Origin of the sequence: Qipengyuania rhodophyticola, from assembly GCF_042493225.1 — a bacterium.
Taxonomy (GTDB): Bacteria; Pseudomonadota; Alphaproteobacteria; order Sphingomonadales; family Sphingomonadaceae; genus Erythrobacter.
This window is the reverse complement of sequence record NZ_CP170454.1, coordinates 184,046-206,443: the sequence shown is the minus strand read 5'-3', so window position 1 is coordinate 206,443 and position 22,398 is coordinate 184,046. Positions and strand designations below refer to the sequence as shown.

General features: G+C 57.3%; 16 protein-coding genes. 5 read left to right on the top strand and 11 right to left on the bottom strand.

Going from position 1 to position 22,398, the window contains the following annotated elements; genetic code table 11:
* Positions 1-220: 220 nt before the first annotated feature.
* Positions 221-2,086: a beta-galactosidase gene (locus tag ACFCXQ_RS01050; protein ID WP_379552238.1), complete on the bottom strand. Its 1,866-nt coding sequence runs from the start codon at positions 2,084-2,086 to the stop codon at positions 221-223.
* A gap of 106 nt (positions 2,087-2,192) precedes the next feature.
* On the opposite strand from ACFCXQ_RS01050, the gene ACFCXQ_RS01045 reads away from it, so the two are divergent.
* Together ACFCXQ_RS01045 and ACFCXQ_RS01040 are read left to right on the top strand one after the other, a co-directional pair.
* A complete protein-coding gene (locus ACFCXQ_RS01045) occupies positions 2,193-3,077 on the top strand; it encodes an HpcH/HpaI aldolase/citrate lyase family protein (protein ID WP_379552236.1) in 885 nt (294 codons plus the stop codon).
* Between the two features lie 92 nt (positions 3,078-3,169).
* Positions 3,170-6,502: an amidohydrolase family protein gene (locus ACFCXQ_RS01040; protein ID WP_379552234.1), complete on the top strand. Its 3,333-nt coding sequence runs from the start codon at positions 3,170-3,172 to the stop codon at positions 6,500-6,502.
* Here the strand turns inward: ACFCXQ_RS01040 and ACFCXQ_RS01035 are convergent, their stop codons facing one another.
* From ACFCXQ_RS01035 to ACFCXQ_RS01000, 8 genes are all read right to left on the bottom strand, one after another.
* Positions 6,503-8,272 (bottom strand): methyl-accepting chemotaxis protein, encoded by a 1,770-nt coding sequence (locus ACFCXQ_RS01035; RefSeq protein ID WP_379552232.1) that lies wholly within the window; start codon positions 8,270-8,272, stop codon positions 6,503-6,505.
* A gap of 5 nt (positions 8,273-8,277) precedes the next feature.
* Entirely contained in the window at positions 8,278-9,846 is a 1,569-nt protein-coding gene (locus ACFCXQ_RS01030; RefSeq protein ID WP_379552230.1) for a putative bifunctional diguanylate cyclase/phosphodiesterase, read from the bottom strand.
* 152 nt (positions 9,847-9,998) lie between these two features.
* Positions 9,999-10,847: a CheR family methyltransferase gene (locus tag ACFCXQ_RS01025; RefSeq protein ID WP_379552228.1), complete on the bottom strand. Its 849-nt coding sequence runs from the start codon at positions 10,845-10,847 to the stop codon at positions 9,999-10,001.
* Positions 10,838-11,956: a chemotaxis-specific protein-glutamate methyltransferase CheB gene (gene cheB, locus ACFCXQ_RS01020; protein ID WP_379552226.1), complete on the bottom strand. Its 1,119-nt coding sequence runs from the start codon at positions 11,954-11,956 to the stop codon at positions 10,838-10,840. The genes ACFCXQ_RS01025 and cheB overlap by 10 nt, the downstream gene beginning before the upstream one ends.
* 14 nt (positions 11,957-11,970) lie before the next feature.
* The gene (locus ACFCXQ_RS01015) at positions 11,971-12,336 is read right to left on the bottom strand and encodes a response regulator (RefSeq protein ID WP_379552224.1); all 366 of its coding nucleotides are present in this window, start codon (positions 12,334-12,336) and stop codon (positions 11,971-11,973) included.
* A gap of 56 nt (positions 12,337-12,392) precedes the next feature.
* Positions 12,393-12,827 carry a chemotaxis protein CheW gene (locus tag ACFCXQ_RS01010; RefSeq protein WP_379552222.1) on the bottom strand — a complete coding sequence of 145 codons (435 nt, stop codon included), beginning with the start codon at positions 12,825-12,827 and terminating at the stop codon, positions 12,393-12,395.
* A complete protein-coding gene (locus tag ACFCXQ_RS01005; RefSeq protein ID WP_379552220.1) occupies positions 12,824-15,223 on the bottom strand; it encodes a chemotaxis protein CheA in 2,400 nt (799 codons plus the stop codon). The genes ACFCXQ_RS01010 and ACFCXQ_RS01005 overlap by 4 nt, the downstream gene beginning before the upstream one ends.
* 84 nt (positions 15,224-15,307) lie before the next feature.
* The gene (locus ACFCXQ_RS01000; RefSeq protein WP_379552218.1) at positions 15,308-16,654 is read right to left on the bottom strand and encodes an MATE family efflux transporter; all 1,347 of its coding nucleotides are present in this window, start codon (positions 16,652-16,654) and stop codon (positions 15,308-15,310) included.
* 137 nt (positions 16,655-16,791) lie between these two features.
* On the opposite strand from ACFCXQ_RS01000, the gene ACFCXQ_RS00995 reads away from it, so the two are divergent.
* Together ACFCXQ_RS00995 and ACFCXQ_RS00990 are read left to right on the top strand one after the other, a co-directional pair.
* A complete protein-coding gene (locus ACFCXQ_RS00995) occupies positions 16,792-17,565 on the top strand; it encodes a class II aldolase/adducin family protein (protein ID WP_379552216.1) in 774 nt (257 codons plus the stop codon).
* 47 nt (positions 17,566-17,612) lie between these two features.
* The gene (locus tag ACFCXQ_RS00990) at positions 17,613-18,188 is read left to right on the top strand and encodes a (2Fe-2S)-binding protein (protein WP_379552214.1); all 576 of its coding nucleotides are present in this window, start codon (positions 17,613-17,615) and stop codon (positions 18,186-18,188) included.
* Here the strand turns inward: ACFCXQ_RS00990 and ACFCXQ_RS00985 are convergent.
* Entirely contained in the window at positions 18,168-20,285 is a 2,118-nt protein-coding gene (locus ACFCXQ_RS00985) for a TonB-dependent receptor (protein ID WP_379552212.1), read from the bottom strand. The two genes, ACFCXQ_RS00990 and ACFCXQ_RS00985, sit on opposite strands and share 21 nt — an antisense overlap.
* A 224-nt stretch (positions 20,286-20,509) precedes the next feature.
* On the opposite strand from ACFCXQ_RS00985, the gene arsC reads away from it, so the two are divergent.
* Positions 20,510-20,854 (top strand): arsenate reductase (glutaredoxin), encoded by a 345-nt coding sequence (arsC, locus tag ACFCXQ_RS00980; RefSeq protein ID WP_379552210.1) that lies wholly within the window; start codon positions 20,510-20,512, stop codon positions 20,852-20,854.
* Between the two features lie 107 nt (positions 20,855-20,961).
* Here arsC and ACFCXQ_RS00975 read toward each other — a convergent pair whose 3' ends face one another.
* Positions 20,962-22,311: an MFS transporter gene (locus tag ACFCXQ_RS00975; RefSeq protein WP_379552208.1), complete on the bottom strand. Its 1,350-nt coding sequence runs from the start codon at positions 22,309-22,311 to the stop codon at positions 20,962-20,964.
* Positions 22,312-22,398: the final 87 nt, after the last annotated feature.

The window sequence follows — 22,398 nt, the reverse complement described above, 5'->3', positions numbered from 1 at the left end:
CCCGTCTTTCCAACATCATTTTCGCTGATTTACTGGAATCTTGGCGACATAGCCCAACCCTGCAAACCCGCTTCAGACTTCATCGGCGATGAGAGTATCTGGCATGATGACTCGAGGTCAAGCAATGCCGTCAGCTAACGAGGCTTTTAAAGTCGATCCGTGGTTATTTAGCGGTGAGAATACCTAACAGTTAGTTAAACTGCGCGAAATTCTGGGTGTATCAAAATGATTTTACATGTGTTTCTGCTTTTCGGTAGTCGAACGTGAACATTGCACGGTCCGTCTGCCTTTGTCGCTGGCCGTCTGGCATTGGTTTTATGGGAAGCAGCGCCAACCGCGCGGCGCGCTCTATTATGGTGTCGACCAAGACACCCTCGGGCCACGCGGCGCAATACATCACATTACCATGCTTCCAGCATGCAACGCTTCCGTCCTTCGCGATAAGCTCGGGCTGAGCCTCGCCCTCCAATTGGTCAAGCCAGCGCGTTATTGCCCAGCCATCGCCTTCGTGGCGTGTTTGAGGCCCAAGCGTTTCAGTGCGTGTGACAGTGCTGCCGATCAGATTGGTCAGCTTACCCGGCGCGAGATTGTCCGGTATTGCGAAGTCTTCAGTCCGGCTGCCACTGCGCGGGCCGATGACGACCGGTCCTTCGAAATTCTCGAGCGCGCCCACAAGGTTGTCTGAGACAATCGGCAGGCACGGGATGCATACCAGCTCATAGCCCTCCAGCGGCGCATCGGGCGCGACAATATCGACATTGAGGCCGAGCTTGCGCAGCGCTGTGTAAGTCGAAAATGCCGCCCAAAGCGCAGAGCATCCTTCGCCCTGAGGCTGGATCTGAGTCATCCATTCTGCCGCATAGGAGAAGATGATCGCGGCGTGTTTTATAGGCTCACCGATGTCGCCGATCTTGGCAATGTCGTTGGCGGCTTCGCGAGCCTCGGCCAGAGCGGGCGCTGGTTTGCTATCGGGGCGCAGCAGGCCTGCATGCATTTGCTCCTGCGCGAAGGGAGCTTGGCGCCAGCGGAAATAGCTGACCATTTCGGCCCCATGCGCCATCGCCTCAAGCGTCCACAGCCGCACCATGCCGGGCAGCGGGGCGGGGTTGTGCCGCGCCCAATTGACCGGACCCGGCTGTTGCTCAAGCACGGACCAACGCCCGTCTCTCGCGCAGCCGCGATAGAGGTCATGATGAAAGGCCGCGATATCCGGATGGCCTTGGCGGGCAAACCTGCGTTTCTCATCCTCAGAAAACCGGAACATTTCGAGGAAGCCTAGCGGATAGCTATCCCAGCCCAGCACATCGAGATCGTCGGCCAAATCATGATGATCATAGCCCGTGTAAAAGCCCATCGCATTGTGCGTGATATCGCGGTCGGGCGATAGCTCGCGCAAGATGTCGACCTGCCGCCGGTTGAATGCAATCACCTGATCGGAGGAGAACCTGCGGAAGGCAAGCCAATGCGCGGGGTTGGCCTCGGTCGTGGTCAGGTTGGGTAGGTCGATTTCATCGAAGGAGCGATATTCCATACTCCAAAAGACGTTGCCCCACGCAGTGTTGAGCGCGTCAATGCCGCCGTACCTCCCGGCCAGCCAAACGCGAAACGCATCGCGCGCCGCGACCGAGAAGCTCTGCACCGTGTCGTGGCAGCCATATTCATTATCGGTCTGCCAACTGACAATGCCAGGGTGGCTCCCATAGCGCTCCGCCATGGCGCGGGTGATCCTCTCGGCCTCAGCGGCATAGCCAGCATGGCTGAAACAATAGTGCCTGCGCGAGCCAAAGCCACGTGGTTTCCCATCCCGATCCAGCGCGACCATATCCGGCATGCGATCGACCAGCCATTTGGGCGGCGTCGCGGTTGGCGTACCCATGATGATGCCGAGACCTGCGCCGTGAAGTACCTCAACAGCGCGGTCGAGCCAGTCCCAATGCAACTCGCCCGGCTCTGGCTCAATTCGGCTCCACGCAAATTCGCCAATCCGCACACGCGATAGGCCGGTTTGGGCCATCCTGCGAGCATCTTCCGCCCACATCTCTTCCGGCCAATGCTCCGGATAATAACAAACACCAAGCTGCATCATGGCGCGCATCTAGGCCGGGAAATTGGTGAGACGCCAGCGCTTTATTGCGTGACAGTGGGCGGACCTGTTAGGCGCGGCCGAAACTCTTGCACCGAAAGCTTCGTTCATGACCGTCACCACACCACCAAAAATGCGATCCTGGCTGTTTGCGCCGGGCGATAGCGCGCGCAAGATGGAGAAGGCGACCGGAGGCCCTGCTGATATAGTCCTGCTCGATCTGGAAGATGCGGTGGCCATTGAGCAAAAGCCCGAAGCAAGGCGGATGGTTGCCGAATTTCTGACCGCCAATGCGAGCGAGCGCGCGCGGCTGTGGGTACGGGTAAACCCGCTGGATGGCGATTTCACCAAGGCAGATTTGGAAACGATTATGCCTGCGAAACCCGGTGGGATCATGCTGCCAAAGGCGGAGGGCGGGCACGATATGGAAACGCTCGATGCGATGCTCACTCCGCTCGAGCAGGCGCATGGTATCGAGCCGGGATCAACGCCGGTTGCTGTGCTGGTGACGGAAACCGCCGCCGCCATGTTCACCACTGGAACCTATAAGGGCACGCCGCGCCTCGCCGCGATGACATGGGGCGCAGAGGATCTCGCAGACTCCATCGGAGCGATGGGCAATACCGCTGAGGACGGCAGCTATCGCCCAACTTTTGAGCTGGCACGCAGCCTGTGTGTGCTCGGCGCAGCATCGGCGGGCGTCCCCGCGCTCGAAACCATCATGGCGGACTTTCGCGATCTGGAAGGGCTCAAGGCGCGTGCCGAAATGGTCCGGCGAGATGGCTATCGCGGGATGATGGCCATTCACCCGGCGCAGGTCGATGTGATCAACGCCGCCTTCACGCCAAGCGAAGAAGAGATCGCCGAAGCACGCGAGATTATTGAGCTATTCGCGGCCAATCCTGGGGCGGGCACAATCGGCTGGCGTAAGGGCATGCTAGACCGACCGCACTTGTCGCGCGCCCAGCAGCTGCTTGCGCAATTGGACGAATAGCGCCGGGCCGTCGATCAACGTATTTTGACTCTCCCCCAGACCGGCTTAGACAGGCGGTATATTTGGCCCAGAAATGGGGAGGGGATACACTCATGAAATTCACCGCTGCTTCGGTTTTGGCCGGTCTGTTCGTCGCACAAGCCGCATTCGCGCAGGACGATAATTCGCAATCGCCCAATCCGGTTGAGGAACAGGAAGTCAGCTCGTCAGCTGAGGGCATGCCGCTAGAAGGCAGCGGGACAGCCGCCAATGCCGCGCCTGCGACGGTCGCCAATGAGGCTGAAAAGAAAGATGAGAAGTGGGATATATCGAACCCTCCCGGCTTTGAGATCAAGCAAGTGCCGATCCAGACCGACGAGGGCAGCTGGATGGACGTGGATGTCTCACCCGATGGCCGCATGCTCACATTCTCCATGCTCGGCGATATTTACACCATGCCGATTTCCGGAGGCACGCCGACGCGCATCGCAGAAGGGCTGGCATGGGAGATACAGCCGCGGTTTTCGCCCGATGGGAGGCGCATTGCCTTCACTTCGGATCGGGGCGGCGGCGACAACGTCTGGGTGATGAACGTGGATGGCTCCGACAAGCGGCAGGTGACGAAGGAGAGCTTCCGCCTGCTCAATCAGCCGACTTGGAGCCCGGATGGCGAATATATCGCGGCCAAGAAGCATTTCACCACGACGCGCTCAGCGGGGACCGGTGAGATTTGGCTCTATTACGCATCAGGCGGCGGTGGCGGCGTTGCTTTGGTCGAGCGGCCTAACAAAACCCACCAGAAAGAGCTGGGCGAGCCGATTTACGCGCCTGATGGCAAGTCGATTTATTACACGCGCAATGTTAGCGGCGGCGGCACTTTCATTTATGCGCAGGATTCCACCCAAAGTCTCTTCGAGATCGAGCAATATGAGATTGCCACGGGCGAGGTAACCACAGCGGTTTCCGGCTATGGCGGATCCGTCCGGCCAACCCCGTCGCCTGATGGCAAGTCGATTGCTTTTGTTCGGCGCGACAAGGATCAAAGCCAGCTGTGGGTGAAAGATATAGCCAGCGGCGCCGAGCGCATGATTTACGGAGCGCTCGACCTTGATTTGCAGGAAACCTGGGCGGTTTACGGTGTCTATCCGCTGATGGATTGGATGCCGAACAGCCAAGAAATCGTCTTCTGGGCTGGCGGCAAATTGCGCCGGGTCGGAGCCAGCGGCGGTCCGGCGCAAGTTATCCCGTTTCGGATTGATGACACACGCGGTGTGGCCGATGCGCCGCATCCGGTGATTGATGTTGCGCCTGACACATTCACGACCAAGATGTCCAAATATGCGGCGCTTTCACCGAACGGACGGCAGGTCGTGTTTGAGAGCCTTGGCAAGCTCTATGTGAAGAACACCAGCGGCGGCGCGGCGCGGCGGCTGACCTCTGGCGGTGATGCAGTGGAGGCGTGGCCAGCATGGTCGCGCGATGGCCGCCAAATTGCTTTTGTGCGCTGGACTGATGCAGGGCTGGGCGAGATCGTCGTGGCTGGCGCGAATGGCCGCAATGCCCGTGTAATTACCACTGAGCCCGGGCATTATGCGCAGCCGCAGTTCTCGCCTGATGGAAACACGATTGTTTTCGAAAAGCGTTGGGGCGGATATCTGACTTCGCGGGACTATTCGGAAAATCCCGGCGTATACCGTGTTTCGTCGAGCGGCGGCACACCCGCGCTGGTCACACGCGGCAACAGCACCCCGCAATTTGGTGCCGAAAATGACCGTATTTTCATGCTCGGCGTGAATGATGGCAAGCTTCAGCTGCTTTCTAGCGACTTCAATGGCGAGGCGATCCGCGTTCATGCGCAGGGGGAATTGGCCAATGATTTCCGCATTTCGCCTGACGGTCGCCACGTCGCCTTCCGCCAGAATTATGAGGTGTTCGCGATGCCGGTTCTGCCGGGCGGCCAGGCGATCACTGTCGGCGAGAAGGCCAGCTCGCTGCCGATTACCAAAGCTAGCACAGACGGCGCCGATTACATCGGTTGGTCCGGTGATGGTTCTGCGCTCTATTGGTCGATGGGGCCGACAATGTACCGCGCCGCGAAGAGCGATTTGTTCGCCTCAGTTCCAACAGGTGAGGGCGAGGAAGCTGCTGTCTTCACACCGCCCGAAACGGGCGTTTCGCTGGCGCGGACTGTACGTGCGGATAAGGCCAGCGGCACAGTGGCGATCACGGGCGCGCGCATTCTCACTATGACGGGTGATGGTGCGGGCGTCATTGAGAATGGCACGATTGTTATCGAAGGAGACCGGATCGCAGCAATCGGCGGGGCAGGCGACATCACTATTCCAGCAGGCGCGACGCGCGTGGATGCGACGGGCAAGACCGTCATGCCCGGCCTGGTCGATGCGCATGCGCACGGTGCGCAGGGCGTTGGCGATCTCATCCCGCAGCAAAACTGGCGGCTGGTACAGGATCTGGCGATGGGTGTGACGACGATGCACGATCCGTCCAATCGCTCGAGTCAAATTTTCGCAGCAGCTGAGCGGCAACAGGCGGGTAAGCTGCTTGCCCCGCGGATTTTCTCGACCGGCGAGATCATTTATGGCGCGAAAGCGCGCAGTGTTTATGCGCGGATCGACAATTACGAGGATGCGTTGGCGCATGTCCGGCGGATCAAGGCGCAGGGCGGCATTTCGGTCAAGAATTACAATCAACCGCGCCGTGAACAGCGCCAGATGGTGGTCGCTGCCGCACGTGCGGAAAACATGATGGTTGTGGCCGAGGGGGGATCACTCTTCGGCATGGATATGAACATGATCGCCGATGGCAATTCGACCATGGAGCACAACATTCCGGTCGATGTGATGTATGAAGATATGCTGCAGATGTTCGGCGGCAGCGACACCAATTACACACCGACATTGGGCGTCACATATGGCGGTCTCGCAGCGGACCCATATTGGCGGCAGGCGACTGACGTGTTCGACAATCCGCTGCTGGTGCATACCCCGCCGCGCATCTTGATGGCCGAAACAGCGCGCCGGACAAAGGCGCCCGATTGGGCCTTCGTGGATGACAATGCCGCGCGAGAGGCACGCAAGGTCGCAAAGCGCGGAGTGCATGTCAGCATTGGTGCTCACGGCCAACAACCCGGCATTGCCGCGCATTGGGAGATGTGGAGTTTTGCGCGCGGCGGCATGACGCCAATCGAGGCGCTGCGTGCTGGGACTATCGAGCCGGCCAGATCGCTGGGCATGGAAAGCGATGTCGGTAGCCTCGAAGCAGGCAAGCTTGCTGATTTGCTGATCTTGTCAGCGGACCCCTCAGCCAATATCCGCAATTCGGACAAGATTGATCAGGTCATGCTGGGCGGCAGGCTTTATGATGCCAAAACAATGAACGAGGTGTCGACTGGCACAGCGAAGCGGTTGCCCTATTGGTGGGAGTGATCAGGCTGCTCTACCGCGACGGATCTCGGCGAGAAACTCTTCAGCTTTGTCTTTGAGGCCAGAGGCCTGGCTCTCCAGCTCATTGGCCGACATCAGCACCTGTTTGGCGGAAGTGCCAGTGGAAAGAGCCGTTTCGCGGACTTGCTCGATGCTATTCGTGATATCGTCGGAGCCGCGCGCCGCCAGATCGATATTGCGTGCCAAGTCCTGGCCAGCAACCGATTGCTGATCAACCGCGCTGGCGATCGAGATCGAGGTTGTCTCAAGCTCTGAGATTTGCTCGCTGATAGAACGCAGCGCATCGACGCTTGCACCGGTCGAGGACTGCATCCCCCGGATCTGATCTGCGATTTCCTCTGTGGCCCGGCTGGTTTGCGAAGCGAGCTCTTTGACCTCAGATGCGACTACTGCAAATCCGCGCCCGGCCTCGCCGCCGCGCGCCGCCTCAATCGACGCGTTCAGCGCCAGCAGGTTAGTGCGCTGCGCGATTGAGTGGATGAGCTCGACAATTTGGCCGACTTCTTCGGCAGACAAAGCGAGTGCAGAGACAGTCTCATCAGCATTGCTGGCAGCTTCTTTGGCCTTATGAGCCAATTGCGCAGAATTGCTGGCTTGCCGGCTGATTTCGCCAATCGACATGGCAAATTCATCAGTGGCTGAGGCAGCGGCTGTTACACCCTTGCTCGCTTGCGCCATAGACGCGGCGACCTGGTCAGTCTGCGTTGTCGACTGATCTGCGGCTGATGCCATGGTTGTGGCGGTTGTTTGTAATTGCGAGGAGGCCGAAGCGAGCCCGCCGACGACTTCGCCAACTGTTGTTTCAAAGCTGCCCGCAAGCTTCATCAAAGCGGCTGCTTCGCGCTCATCGCGTTCATTGCGTTCGATCCGCATTTTCTCGATATACTTGTTGGAGATCTTGAAGACGTCCATCGCTCGGACCATTTCGCCGATTTCGTCTTCGCGCCAGGCACCCTCAAGTTCAAAATTGGCGTCACCTTTGGCCAGTTGGTTCATGGCGCCAGCGACCGTACTGATCTGATCACTCACGCTCTTGCTTGTAACCTTCAGACCAAACGAGATGACGAGAGTCGCCAATATCGCGAGCACAGCAACCACGGTCATCAGCCAGAGGAAAATGCTCATGCCCGTTCGCTCCATTTCGAGCGAGCGAGCCTCAAGCGTTTCCTGAATGAGCTCGGCGCCGAAATAGAGATCATCTCCAGCCGTCGAGAGCCGCGCGCCAGCAGCATCGGCTCTATCAGGGCCCTGTACTAAGGCCGTGCGCCAATCGGCAAAACCTGTTTGATAAGCCTCAAGAGCTTGCTCAAATTCTGCCACTGCGGCGTCAATCGAGGCATTGTGTGCGGCCCGTTTGGAGGCAATGCGATCAACCCGATCAGCGATTTCGGGAATGCTCATTTCGACCTGGTCGAGTGACAATTGGTCACGGTTGAGAGCGAAGCGGATTGCATAATAGCGCATTTCGCCAACGCTTGAATTGATTTCGGCTGCCTCCGTGGCCGCTGCGAGCACCTCGCCGCGCTGTTGGTAGCGGTCATAAACATTGGTCATGCCGACGCCGAGAACAGCAACGATTAGCAACATTATCCCGGCAAATGTCCCAAAAACCAGGCGCAATTTGCCGAGCACAGGGCGGTTTTCATACCATTGTGCAAGAGATGTCAGTCGACCCGCCTCATGATCATCATAAGCATTCGCCGCATGCGCTGCATCGATCTCTTGCTGCACCTCTTCAGCGAACTGATCCATTACATTCATGCTGCTTTTGACCCTTTGTCGCTGTCAGTTGCTTTAGGCGCGCTTAACGCCGCTTGGTCTTGTGCCGGAACGGGCACGTCGATTTCTTTGTCTAGATAAGCCGGTATTTCTTCGCACGGCATTGGCTTGAAATAGAGCCAGCCTTGGATCTGATCACAGCCTGCGGCGCGGACCATGTCGGCTTGCTCAGTTGTCTCGACACCCTCAGCGGTCACCGCCATTTTGAGCGCGCGCGCAACCGTGATGCTGGAGAGCATCATAGCCCGGCTTCCATCATCTTCACCGGCATCAACAACCAGGCTGCGATCAAGCTTCAGTTTCTCAAAGCGGAACTGACGCAAGAAGCCGATTGACGCGTAGCCAGTGCCAAAATCATCTAGCGCCACGTTGACACCGAACCCGCGAATGACCGCCAGGCTTCGCTCGGCGATGACTGGGTCAAGCACCAGACATGTTTCGGTAATTTCGAGCTCAAGCCGCTCTGGGGGGAAGCCAGTTTCTTCCAGGATTTGACCAAGTTCGATAGGGAACTCGGGGTTGCGCAATTGCGCGGCTGAAATGTTGACGGACAATTTTATGTCATTCCATTCCAGCGCATCGAGGCATGAGCGGCGTAGCACCCACAAGCCGATTGGATTGATCAGGCCAGATTGCTCAGCAATCGGGATAAAGACATTGGGACCAATATTTTTGCCATCCGGGCGTTCCCACCGGATGAGGCATTCTACGGCCACGACCATGCGTGTTCGGCAATCAACAAGCGGCTGGTAAACCAGGTTGAACTCACCATTCGCAAGCGCACCGCGCAAGTCTTCGTCCAGTTCTCGTACCTGTTCGCGCGTGACGTCAAATTCCGGGCTGAACCATGTGCAGCGGGCCCTTCCGCTGCGTTTTGAGGCATACATGGCCACATCGGCCCGGCGCAGTAATTCTGACGAACCCAGATTGTCTTGAGCAGCAGCCCGCGCCAAGCCAATGCTGGCGCCCAAAATGAGGCGGCGCTCTTCCACCTTGATGGGGTGTCCTAGGCGCTCAATAATTCTGCGTGACAACCCCTCGAGCAAAGTCCCGGCGACCGGTCCTTCGAGCAAGATGGCAAACTCATCGCCGCCCAAGCGATATACTCGAGCTTCATCAGCGCACATCTCGGAAAGCACCTTGGCGCATTCACAAATGACGCGGTCGCCTATAGCGTGACCATATTGCTCGTTTACATTAAGGAAGCCATCGAGATCGATCAGTGCGATGGCTACTTCTTCTTCAACCTGGTCACGGCTCTCAAAGTCAGCATGCAAGGCGCGGCGATTGGGCAATCCAGTGAGGCTGTCTTCCTGGCCAAGTCCTTGGAAATGCGTAAGCCTGCGCGCACCATACCAAAACAAAACAGCACTGGTTATCAGATATGCGAGGCTGCCAAAGGCGATAATAGCGAGGGTAAATGTGCCCGTTTCGCCGACCAGAATAATGGTCGCAAGCGTGGCGGCAAACACTGCTGAGAGGACAAGCAACGGGCCTCCAATAGCGCTTACTGATCCTGTAAAACTTGAACTAGACCAATTCTTCACGCTTGAGCCCCCAGTGAGCGGAATATTGCAACCCTCGAGGGTTAACAGCCAAGAGCTAAGGAAGCGTAAACGGTATATTTACCGTCTTTACGCGCACAAAAGCTATATTTTTCAAAGTGTTGCTGCTCGCCTTGCCAAGGCGGTCTACGAAACTATGCGCGCGAACGGATCGGCTCAGGTGGCTCGTGATTTCTTGTGTAAAGCGAAGACCCGCAATGCGCGGCCTCAAACCGGCTCGTTTGATCCATGATTGTCTCACCAGCGCCGAGCATTAGCCAGCCATCACTCGACAATGAGTCTCCAAGCCGGTCAAATGCGCGTGTGCGCACATGGCCTTCAAAGTACAACAGGACATTGCGACATAGAATGAGGTCGTACTGACGAGCTTGCGGCGCTGGTTCGAGCAGGTTTCGCTGCTCAAAACGGGTCATGGAAGCGATCTTTGGATCGGGCACCCAACCGTCCTCAGTCTCGTCAAAAAAGCGCAGCATTTGCGCGACCGATATGCCGCGCTGAATCTCGAACTGAGTATACCGAGCGTCCTGCGCGGTTTTGACCGCCTTCCCCGAGATATCAGTGCCCAATATCTCGATTTGCCAACCGTCCCAGCGCGGGGCCTGTTCGGTTAGGAGCATCGCAAGCGAGAGCGCCTCCTGACCCGTTGAGCATCCAGCAGACCAGATCGACAGGCGGCGCGTTGCAGCGCGTTTCTCGGCCAAATCAGGCAGCACCGTGTTTGCGAGCGTCTCAAAGAAGCAGCGATCGCGGAAAAAATAGGTTTCGTTGTTGAGGAGAGCCTCGACCACGTCGGTGGCCAGCTGCTTTTCCTTAGCGTCGGCCAATAGGCAAACTAGCTGGTCGACATTGGATATGCCCCGGTCTCGGAAAAGGCCGGCTAAAGCAGAGGGAATGCGCCATAGCCGATTGGGTGCAAGATGCTGACCCGTGCGCGCAGCTAGCAAGTCAGCGACGATTTGGTAGGATGGATCCATCACTGCCATGCTGGCACCGCCGCGTATTTTTCCAAATGCGCAGCCAGCTTCTCAGGTGGTGCAGTGACAATCGCGGTGCCCTCTTCAGAGACGGTCCGCGGCATGCCCCAGACAGCGCAGCTTTCCTCGTCTTGAGCAAGCACGATACCGCCTGCCTCTGCGACCATATTTGCACCCGCTGTGCCATCACGGCCCATGCCCGAGAGCAGCACTGCAGCAACCCGTCCGTCAAATGCCTGCACGCAGGATTTGAACATCGGATCTACCGACGGCATGCATCCGCTTGTGACTGCTTCATAGCTGAGGCTGGTCACTACTTGCGTTCCGCTCTTGCGGAGATTCATATGGCCATTGCCTGGTGCGATGATAATTCGGTTTGGCTGAACGGCAACGTCTTCATCCGCTAAAACAGTTTCGCGGCCAGCCGCCATTTCGATTTGCCGCGCGAACACCGGCACAAAGCTGTCTGGCAAATGCTGCGTAATTAAGATCGGCAGATCAAATTCTGCTGGGAGTGCGCGCAAGAAGAGATTGAGTGCATGAATGCCGCCAGTAGACGCGCCAATAGCAACCACTTCTGGTCTCTTTGACGCGGCCTTGCTTACGGCTTTGAGAGGTGTCTTCTTCGGTGCAGCCGTGCTTTTGCCTTCCTGCCCGCCTAGCGCGCGCACCTTTTCAAGCAGAGCGTCGCGGTATTCATCATCAAAGCCGCCAGGACGCGGTTTGAGCATGGTGTCCGCAGCGCCCATTGAGAGAGCAGTCAGCGTGGCCTCTGCGCCACGATCGGTCAGGGATGAGACTACCAGAATTTGTGCATTATTGCTGCGCTCAAGCAATTTGGGCAGTGCTTCAAGCCCGCCCATTCCTGGCATTTCAAGATCGAGCAGGATGACGTCGGCAATTTGCGACCTGAGGCTCATTAGCGCCTGTTCAGCAGTTCCTGCTGTGGCGGTGATTGTAAGGTCAGGCTCACGGTCGATCATGCGCTTGAAAACGGTCCGCACAGTGAGCGAATCGTCAACCAGCATCACACGAATTGGCGCAGCCTTGCTGTCCGCGCCAGTACGCTGGGCAATCGGATCCTTGCGAAGGATTTTTGAGGTAGGTCTCGCGGACACTTGCTAGGCCCTTTTCAGGCCATGCCGACAAGTTGCAGTTTGATCTGCAGAGTTTCGTGATCGAACGGCTTCATCACATACTCGTCTGCACCTGCGTCAATCGCCTCGCGAATGTGAGCGACATCATTTTCCGTGGTACAGAATACCACTTTAGGCTGTGCGCCATCAGCGCGTTTGCGCAATTGTGTAATAAATTCGATCCCGCTCATGACCGGCATATTCCAATCAAGCAGCACCACATCAGGCATGGTTTCATCGCAGCGGTCCAGGCCATCACGCCCGTTTTCTGCCTCGCGGACTTCAAAGCCCAGAGTTTCCAGAATGTGCCGCGAGACCTTACGGATTACTCGCGAATCGTCCACGATGAGACAGCTTTTCATTATTTCACGCCCATTTTTGTTTCAGTCTTTGCTAAAGTAAATCTCTTGCCAATAGCTTAAGCTGCGAGTGCCGGCAGACCAGCTGCGAGCTTCTTGATATCGACGAGCAAAGACGGACCGCGTTCGGTTTCGACAACGCCAATCGCGACATCCTGCCATCCAGCGCCAAAGCCGCCTGGCAATGGCTTCGGGTCACTAAGGCTAGCGCAAACATCATCAGCGCGATCGATCAGCAAGGCATAAGCGTGCCCGTCAATATCCGTGACAACGGCGCGCTTTTCCCCGCCCTTGTCAGCGGGCTCAAGACCAAGCGCCAAACGGGTATCAATAATAGTGAGAGCCTGGCTGCGCAGTGCGGTGAGGCCCAGCACATGGGCCGGTGCGCCGGGAATGGCAGTCACATGCTCAACATCGATGACGGACCGAATGTGGTCGGTTGACATGGCCACCTGACGATCGCCGATTTCGCATATTAGAACGAGCTCGTTCATCCTGCGCTCCTCTGCTTGTTCCGAATTCTGCTCAACGCATGCATCAAGCCATCTCTGTCGTAGCGGTAAATCGAGTTTTCGCTGTCGTCAGCGGCTTCGCGTTCGGAGCGCAGGCGAATAACCGCGCCACTTTCTCCTTCAGTCACGTCAGAGCTGGTGTCATCCAATTCGATTGTTACATCTGCCGGAGCTGCGGGGTCTTCAGTGATTTCGTACCCGGTAGCAGCCACAAGAGGCTCGAGGATGTTACGGGCCCAGTCGCTTCCCGGAGGAATGCGGCAGGTAAGCGAGGTCTTACTTGACGAACGCCAGTTGTAATTAGCGAAAAGAGAAAGCACATCAATGATCGGCACTGGTTTGCCATCGATCAGTGCATTGCCTTCAGCTCCTGGCGTTTGGGTTGTGCAGTCAAGCTCGGCATCAATGTCGACTGTATCATGGACCTCATCCACGAGATACGCGAGGTCGTTCTCGCCATCACGCAGCCGCAAGACACGGTATTCTTCCCGGTCAAGCTCGCCGTGTTCAGCGCCTGCCATCGGCAATAGAGCGCCGTCAATAACGACTTGGACGCGGCTTTGCTTGCGATCGATTGCGTCAGCGCCAATCGTGTCGATCCGCGCTACCAGAGGCAAGCGTACACCGCGCTTAGTCCCGTCGAGATCAGTGAAGACCATGACCGTCATCGTCTTGCGAGCCGCGCTCGCTATGGCTTGCTCTTGGCGTGAGTTCACAATGCGATGCTCTTGCGCGACAAGGCCATTCATCGCTGCAATGCTGGCTACGTCGAGCAGCATCATCGGGCGTCCGTCGTCGAGCAAGGTCGTACCTGCATAAAGGCCAGTGGCCATAACGGATGGAGCCAGCGGTTTGACCACGACATCTTCATGATCGTTCACCTTGTCGACGCCGAGAGCGAAGATATCGTCGCTCGCCATGCGGATGAACAGGATCGTCTTTGCTTTCCAGTTAGCATCGCCGCTGCGCGGCATGCCTAAAATGTCATTCAGCGCGATGCACGGAACGCGGCGATCGCGGAACCGCACCATCTGGCGCTTGCCAGCGGTGGTAAAGTCAAGATTTTGTGAGCGACCCAGAACGATTTCTTCAACGAAGGAATAGGGCAGGGCATAAAGCTGCTCATCGCTCACCACAGTAAGCGCAGACATGATGCTGAGCGTCAGCGGCAGGCGCAGGTGGAATGAGGTGCCCTCACCTTGCGTGCTGCGAACATCGATCAGCCCGCCCAGCTTTTCAATATTGGCGCGCACGACATCCATGCCGACGCCGCGACCCGAAACCGAGCTGACTTCATCTGCGGTTGAAAGCCCGGCTTCAAACATCAGATAGAGTTTGCGCTGGGGCGTCATCTCCTGAAGTTCTTCACGGCTATATAGGCCTGCCTCGAGTGCCTTGGCAGCCAGCTTGTCCGTATCAATGCCGTGTCCGTCATCGGAGATCACAAGCGTTATTTCATTGCCTGATTGGCGTGCGGAAAAATGCAGCAGACCAATCTCGCGTTTGCCGGCGCCGAGCCGGTCGGTCGGTTTTTCAATGCCATGATCAATTGCATTGCGAATAATATGTGTGATCGGATCGCGAATGAGCTCGATCATTTCCCGATCAAGCTCAACATCGCCGCCTTCAAAGTCGACCATCACTTGTTTGCCAAGATCACTCGACAAATCACGCACAAGCCGCGGAAGCGAGGAAAACAGATTTTCTAGCCGCAGCATCCGCATGCGCGTGATGGATTGGCGCACATCTCCGAGAATGCCGCTGAGGCGGTCAAATGAGCCTTCGACCTCTGGTTGCTCGCCAGCATCGCGTAGACGCCGTGCCAGATCATTGCGTGCCAAAACCAAGTCCGACACGCCTTTCATCATTTCGTCTAGAAGATCGACCGTAAGGCGGATCGAACGCTGCGGCGCCGCTTTGGCATTATTTGTACTTGCCTCAGGATCAGGAGCAGCTTTTTCGCCTTCTGGTGCTTCTGAAACTCTCGCAGGTTCGATAACGTTGCCCTGCTGGTCGTTTTCGAGCGCTTGAATAAGCTCATCATCTCCGCCTGGCGGGAACTCCCGGCCGTCTTCAATCGCGGTTGCCATGTCAGTGATGCGGTCAATGATCGCGAGCACAGCGGACACAAGACGCGCGTCAGGCGTGCGGCGACCCGCGCGGCATTCTGCCAATGCATCCTCAGCTGCGTGACTTAGACCTGCGAGACGCGGAAAGTCGAAAAAGCCGCAATTGCCCTTCACCGTGTGAACGAAGCGAAAGATGGCATCGAGGCGCTCTTTATCGCTCGGATCACCTTCCCAAGCGACAATTTCGCCCTCGATGGCCTCGAGCATTTCGCGTGTTTCCGCCAGAAAGTCTGCCAGAAGATCATCCATTGCGTGCGCACCCCTATTTGATCGCGTGATAGGCTATGGGGCAGGATGGTTAATGTTTCGTAAGAATGAGCGCCCGGTCTGGCATCAGTGCAGCGCAGATTTCGCTTTCAGCGTCCACCACACCAGTAAAACGGCACAAGCGCCGCCAACGATGTTGGCGATGAGTTCGGCTGTATAGATGGCGTCTGCACCCATTGATCCACGCATCAGCCAGGCAAATGGCATCATGATCAGGAAGACGCGCGCCGCGCTTTGAAGGAGCGCAAAAGAGGCGCGATCAACCGCATTGAGCACGCCATTGCCAACGATCAGCAGGCCAAAGCCGGCATACCCCCAAGCGGCGATATAGACGTAGCTCACAAATTGCTGCCTGACGGCTTTCTCATCGGTAAAGAACCCAGCGATATAGTCAGCTGTGAGCGCAAGGATCAGCGCCGTCGCGAGCCCATAAATCACGCAGAACATCGCCGCTTTGGCAAAAGCTTCGCGCGCTCGCTCAGGTTTGTTCGCGCCCCAATTCTGCCCTACAATCGCCCCGATGGAGCCTGACAGCGCGAGCAGCGGCACCACCGCAAAAGATTGGAGCCGGCCCGCCGCACCAAAGCCTGCAACCGCTGCTTGTCCCTCAATCGCGACCAGTGCGGTGAGCACGGAAAGGCCAATCGGGTTGATCGCATTTGAAAAAGCTGCGGGGGCGGCCACTTTGAGGATTTCCTTGGTTGAGCCGACTGGGTCAGTCCGCGCGGCATAGCGAGGCCTAAACGTCAGCTTCGTGCGCCCAAGCAACCAGAATGCGCATGCAACCCCGCATGCCCACCCAATAATCGTGGCGTAGGCAGCGCCAGCAATGCCGAACCCTTCAAAACCGAATGCTCCGGTGATCAATATCGGGTCGAGGATCCAGTTTGTGATTGCAAACGTTAGCGAGACCATCAGCGTTTTGCGCGCCTCGCCCTGCGCACGCATGACCCCGTTCACACCCATCGTTGCTAGTAACAAGGGCAGGCCCAGAGCGAAAGGTTGGATATAGGTCCGGATCAGCGGGAGTGTCTCTGGATCTGCCTGCATAAGCCGGAAGAGCGGATCAGCCAAAGAATAAAGCGCGACTGCGAACACAATGCCGATGGCAATTGCGAACAAAATTCCAAAGCTTGCACGGCGATGCGCACGGTCCATATCGCCAGCGCCAAGAGCCCGTGAGACGACCGAATTGATTCCGACCATCACGCCTACACCAAGACTGCTAATTGCCACGGTGATCGGGAAGATAAAGGCGATGGCGGCTAAGGGTGTACTGCCCAATTGCCCGATGAAATAGGCATCGACCAACCCGATTGACATCATGGCCGCTACCCCAACGATCATCGGGGCGGTCTGGCTATAGAGATGTCCGGTGATACCGCCGGAAGCGAGTTTCGCGTTTTCGCTCATTACAGCCGCGCTAGCTTGAGTGCATCGCCTAGGGAACCCACATTCTGTCCACTACTCGACGAAGGGTGTACTGGCACCTTGTCTGCGTCGTTGGGCCATGCGATAAATGGTACAAAGTTACTGAGAAGGAGAGTCGCATGGCGACGCAGGCGAGTGCAGCAAATCTGAACTATGAATGCTCAGAGGCGGAGTGGAAAGCGCGTCAGGATTTAGCCGTGTGCTATCGTATCTTCGATCACATGGGGTGGTCGGAATCGATTTATAACCACATCTCGCTCAAAGTTCCGGATGAAGAGAACACCTTTCTGATCAATCCCTTCGGCATGCTGTATGACGAAGTGACCGCGTCAAATTTGGTGAAAATCGACGTTGATGGCAACAATGTCGGCGGCTCGCCTTACATGGTGAACAAGGCTGGTTTTACCCAGCATGCCTATTTCCATAAGCATCTCGGCGCGAATGCCGATGCGATCTGCCATGTCCACACTACCGCCACCATGGCGGTGTGCAGCCATAAGGATGGCCTTGTTCCGACCAATTTCTATGCCTGCAATTTCCAAAATCAGATCGGCTATCATGATTTTGAGGGCGTGACCGTTCGCGAAGAAGAAGGCGAGCGTCTGGTTCAGAACCTTGGCAATCACTCGATTCTAATGCTGCGCAATCATGGCCCCGTTGTAATGGACAGCACTATCCAAGGGATGTTCGTGAAGATGTGGGCGCTTCAGCGGGCCTGCGAAATTCAAGTGGCAACGCTCTCGCAGGGCGAGGCGAATGTCGTGCCGCAGGAAGTGGTCGATGTGCACCAGCGCGATCTTGCTGTGATGCAGGGGCAGGGCGGTGCCGGCATGTTCGACTTTGAAGCGTGGAAACGCCGGGTCACCAAGATTGACGATAGCTGGCAGAACTAGGCTGCGAGATTTCTTCCGCTTCGCTCCGCTAAATTGGTGACATTTGAATGCCGCGCATGACCGTCAATGGCAGGCCGGTTGAGTTTCTGCTCGACCCCGACACCCCTTTGCTGTGGGCGCTGCGCGATGCGGCCAATCTCACCGGTACCAAATTCGGCTGCGGCGAGGGGGATTGCGGTGCATGCATGGTCCATGTCGATGGAGAGGCGCTACGCAGTTGCCTTGTCACAATTGCTGAGGCGGAAGGGCGCTTTATCACGACCGTGGAAGGCCTGAGCCGGGATCGCTCGCATCCAGTGCAGCAGGCAATGGTCGCCGAGCAGGCGATCCAATGCGGTTTTTGCACGCCGGGGATTGTGATGGCGGCGAGCGCTTTGCTGGAAAAGAACCCTGATCCCAGCGAAGAGGCAATCAAGGCGGCGATCCCGAATCTGTGCCGCTGCGGCGTCTATCCGCGCTTGATCCGCGCAGTCGAGCGGGCCGCCCGCGTCTCGCGCCGTCAGGAACAGATTAGCGCCGCGCCGCCACCGGGAATCAGCGCAGAAGATGCAGCGCGCGAAGTCCCGGCGCTCAGCGGTTCGGCTGAACCAGTGCGCGGCTCCTCAGAAACGCCCACTGATTGAGAAGCGCGCGGCGAGCGGCGCGCCCACAGTGATATTGTCTGCAGTATGCGCGCTGGGGAAGTAGTCCTCATCGAACAGGTTCTCTATGTTCACCTGTAGCCGCAGGTTTTCAGAGACATCGTAATAGGCCGCGAGATCAACGCGCGTGTAGCTAGGCAGGGTGACGTTATTGCCATTGTCGGCAAAGCTCTCGTCCTGATATGTCAGGCCAGCGCCCAATCCAATGCGGTCTGAGACTTGGAAGTTGTTCCAGAGCGATGCCATGTTTTCCGGCAACTCGCGCGGGCGATTGCCATTGGCTTGCTCGCCATCAAGATAGCTATAGCCTGCGGTTAGCGCCCACCAATTGGTGAGCTGTCCTTGGAATTGAAGCTCAAAACCTTGGATCTCGGTTTCGATCACATCGAGCGTACCCGGATCATTGTCCGCGACTTGCGGAGAGCGTTGCGAAACCTCGAACACCGCAGCAGTGAGGCTGAGATCAGGTCGGAAATCCCATTTGAGGCCAAGTTCCAGGTTCTCAAACGTATTGGGATCAAGCGCATCGTCCGGCGGATTGATATCGGCGAATTGCTCACCCGATCGCGGCTGGAAGCTCTCAGAATAGCTGCCGTAAATCGAGATATTGTCCTGCGGTTTTAGGATCACGCCAAAGCGCGGCGAGATCTCTTCATCCTTGCGGCTTCTGACATCGCGCACGCCGGTGTCGATGAATGTCTCGATATTGTCGACGGTAATGTCGAAGCTGTCAAAGCGCGCGCCCAGCACGACGTTGAGCCAATCTGTGATCTCAATCTCGTCCTGAATATAGAGCGAGAGCACTTCAACATCGGCCTCGGTGTCGTCGTTAAGCACCGAGAAGTTATTGGTGGTCGTCAGGCCATCTGCATTCACACCTACGCCGCCGCGAATGCCCAGTGGACGGGTTGGGGTGAAGAATTCCACATCATCTTGGGTCTGATCGAAGAAGGCGTTGAGGCGGTCATTATTGTTCGACGTGTCGATATATTCCGCGCCAACCAGAATTGTGTGACCGATGCTGCCAGTTTTGAAGTCGCCAATCAGATTGCCTGAGAGAACCAGATTCTCGCGCTGCGTCGTGTCGATATAGCCATCAAGCGCAACAGTGTTCGCTGCCTCGTCAAAGCCAACTGGGAAGAGGTTCGAATAGACCTTGTCATAATCGCCATAAGAGGCGGAGAAGACGCCTTTTAGATTCTTGTTAAAGCTATGCTGCACGCCAAGGCGCAGGACGTGGGCCTCCAGCGTGGTGAAATTGTCGATCTCATCGCCAAAGGTAATGTCGGCGAACTGCTCTGCGGGCAGGCCGGCATCAGTCGACGGAATGCCGCGATCAATAAAGCGCTCATGATCGATATATTCGTAGGACAAGTCGATTGTCGTGGCATCGCCCAATTGCGCGCGGAAGGTGGGATTAATCCCGATACGGTCACCATCAAAGAAGTCGCGGTGGTTGTTGAGGCTCTCATACGCGGCATTGATGCGCAGTGCGCTATTTTCGCTCGTCGCAAAGTTCAGGTCTACTTGGCCGGTGAACGCGCCAAATGTGTCGACCGCGCCGAGGAAGCCAACAAATTGCTCGCCGATCACACCCTTCTTGGTGACGCGGTTAATCACCCCGCCGGTGCCGCCGCGTCCGAACAAGAGCGCATTGGGGCCGCGCAGGATTTCGACCTGTTCAAGGTTATAAAGGCTGCGATAATATTGCACATCATCGCGCACGCCATCGACGAAGAAATCGGCGGTTGTACGCACTCCGCGAATGACCACTGCGTCACGGTGTCCCTCGCCTTGAGAGACGCTGATGCCGGGGGTGTATTGAACGATATCGGAAATGCTATCGAAGCCTTGCTGTTCGATTTGCTCGGCGGTAACGATGGAGAGCGACTGCGGAACGTCAATGATAGGTGTGGGGGTTTTGACCGAGTTGACCTGGTTAGACTGCAGGACCTGGCCGCTTACTACAATGTCCTCACCATCTCTTAGTCCGCCGCTCCCGCTGTCTTCAGCAAGGGCAGGCGCAGCGAATAATGCGGCGCCGGCGAGCAGCGCGACGCGAGATGAGAGAGTTGGCAAAGTAATCCTCCTAATTGCGAATGATTCGCAGTCCGTGGAGCTGCACTATTGCGAGTTATTCTCAATTGCAAGATGCAATTTCGATCACTCTCATTGATTTTTTCGCATGTGGTACTTTTGCCGTGCACAAAGCTGGTTTAGGCGAAGGGAATGCGGGGCAGGGTCCTGCATGAGCTTCAACATTCCCAGCGCAGGCGGGTGATAGCGATCAGGAGAGCAGGCACATGAAAGCGACAATCTGGCACAATCCGAAATGCGGCACGTCCCGCAAAACTCTGGCGATTTTGGAAGAGGCCGATGGGGTTGAGGTTGAAGTAATCCAATATCTTAAGTCGCCGCCAAGTCGCGAAAAGCTCGCGCAGCTTTATAAAGATGCTGGGATGAGCCCGAATGAAGGGCTGCGCCTGCGCGGCACCGATGCGGCGGAGCGCGGCCTGCCTGATGCAGACGCGGATACGGTGCTTGATGCGATGGCGCAGGAGCCGATCCTGATCAACCGTCCACTCGTGGAAACCGAAAAGGGCGTGCGTCTGTGCCGCCCGCAAGAGGTGGTGCAAGAGATACTTTAATCGAATAGCTAGCCGCCCGCTCCCTCCACCCTTCCACCCGGATAATTCCCGGTAGGCTCCGGGCGGAAGGGTGGAGGGAGCGGGCGGCGTGGTCTCAAATCAGGAAGCTAGCTTCTATCCCGCGTCAGCGTCTTGTCATCCTGCATTGTTGACCAGCCCACCACGAGCACGGCAACGCACAGCAGAAATATGAGCCCGAAACCAAGCCAATCCGAATAGCCATAGAGCCACACACCTAGCGCGGGTGCATAGATGAAGCTCGCACCCGCAACTGAAGCAACCACGCCAGATGCTTGCCCCTGCTCGGCCCGTGACACCGCGAGCGACGTGCCGGCTGTTGTGCCGGGACGGGCGAGGCCAAACCCGAGCGATGCGATTGCATAAGCCAGCGCGATCGTGTGCAGCTCCTGCGCTCCGCCAAGCACCAATACGCCCAGCGCAGCAATCGCGGTGCCAGACAATGTCGCGGCGCGCGGCCCCAGATCGAGGCGCGGGATCAGGCCCCATTGCGCAAGCAGAGTCGCAAGCGCGCCCAGCATAAGGACAATGCCAATCGGGCCAGTTGCCTCGGCTGGGCTTTCTCTGAGGCCTAGTCGGTCGAGCACAAGGAAGCCCGAGATACCGAGCACCATCGCTTGAGCATGGCCGCTCAAGAGGGCGGCGATGACCCAGGGCCTAAGGCGCGGCTCAAACCAGCGCAGCTTTTGTTGTAGTTCGGCTGTTTCCTCATCGCTATCATCTGCGTCCTGATGCCGCGCAGTCGAACCGCTGGAATAAGGCGCGTCAAAGGCGTCCCCGCGCGCGGGGAATTGCGGCTCGTCATTCGGCAATCTGAAGCGCAACAGAACTAGCGCGACCAGCCCAATCAAAGCAAAACTAATGAAAGGGCCGGTCAATCCCAGAAAGGGCAGAACCATGAGCGGCGCGAGCGCAGGACCAATCACGGTGCCAAGCCCAAAACTGGAGGCAACAAGCGAGAGAGCTTTTGTGCGTTCAGAGCGCTGAGTGCGGGCCGCGACATAGGCTTGCACCGCAGGCGGAGCAGCGCTGCCAAACCCGCCATAAAGGCTTCGCGCGGCGGCAAAGGCGAGCAAGGCCCATAATGCGGTTAGCGCACCCGACAGGCCGAGCCATAAGGCAAACCCACATAGCGCCATGGATACGATGAAACCGATCATCCCCAGCGCCATCATCGCCTTGCGCCCGCGCTGGTCTGAACGGCGAGCCCAAACGGGCGCGCACACGACCCACAGTAGCGCTGACCAGCTATAGGCTAGGCTGATCCACACATCGTTGATTTTGAGCGCGGTGCCGATTGACGGCATCACCGACTGCATAGCGGTGTTACCGGCGGCGGTGACCAGCATGACCATAAACAGCAGCGCCATCCGCCCGCGCGGAATGCCGCCGGTTGAGGCACGCGATGCAAGATTTGACGGGTTGTTAAGGTCGGCCATCGTAAAGTAGCGCTAGTCGGAGGCAGAGCGGGTTGCAATGCGCAAAGCGGGCTGTCAGGGCGATGATGTGATCTTTGATTAAATGGG

What these genes read in the sequence shown, in the direction of transcription:
- ACFCXQ_RS00995 (WP_379552216.1), top strand. Translation starts at nt 16,792, where the DNA reads ATGGCGACGCAGGCGAGTGCAGCAAATCTGAACTATGAATGCTCAGAG.
- arsC (WP_379552210.1), top strand. Translation starts at nt 20,510, where the DNA reads ATGAAAGCGACAATCTGGCACAATCCGAAATGCGGCACGTCCCGCAAA.
- ACFCXQ_RS01000 (WP_379552218.1), bottom strand. Translation starts at nt 16,654, where the DNA reads ATGAGCGAAAACGCGAAACTCGCTTCCGGCGGTATCACCGGACATCTC.
- ACFCXQ_RS01040 (WP_379552234.1), top strand. Translation starts at nt 3,170, where the DNA reads ATGAAATTCACCGCTGCTTCGGTTTTGGCCGGTCTGTTCGTCGCACAA.
- ACFCXQ_RS01050 (WP_379552238.1), bottom strand. Translation starts at nt 2,086, where the DNA reads ATGATGCAGCTTGGTGTTTGTTATTATCCGGAGCATTGGCCGGAAGAG.
- ACFCXQ_RS00975 (WP_379552208.1), bottom strand. Translation starts at nt 22,311, where the DNA reads ATGGCCGACCTTAACAACCCGTCAAATCTTGCATCGCGTGCCTCAACC.
- ACFCXQ_RS01035 (WP_379552232.1), bottom strand. Translation starts at nt 8,272, where the DNA reads ATGGATCAGTTCGCTGAAGAGGTGCAGCAAGAGATCGATGCAGCGCAT.
- ACFCXQ_RS01045 (WP_379552236.1), top strand. Translation starts at nt 2,193, where the DNA reads ATGACCGTCACCACACCACCAAAAATGCGATCCTGGCTGTTTGCGCCG.
- ACFCXQ_RS01025 (WP_379552228.1), bottom strand. Translation starts at nt 10,847, where the DNA reads ATGGCAGTGATGGATCCATCCTACCAAATCGTCGCTGACTTGCTAGCT.
- ACFCXQ_RS00990 (WP_379552214.1), top strand. Translation starts at nt 17,613, where the DNA reads ATGCCGCGCATGACCGTCAATGGCAGGCCGGTTGAGTTTCTGCTCGAC.
- ACFCXQ_RS01015 (WP_379552224.1), bottom strand. Translation starts at nt 12,336, where the DNA reads ATGAAAAGCTGTCTCATCGTGGACGATTCGCGAGTAATCCGTAAGGTC.
- ACFCXQ_RS01005 (WP_379552220.1), bottom strand. Translation starts at nt 15,223, where the DNA reads ATGGATGATCTTCTGGCAGACTTTCTGGCGGAAACACGCGAAATGCTC.
- ACFCXQ_RS01010 (WP_379552222.1), bottom strand. Translation starts at nt 12,827, where the DNA reads ATGAACGAGCTCGTTCTAATATGCGAAATCGGCGATCGTCAGGTGGCC.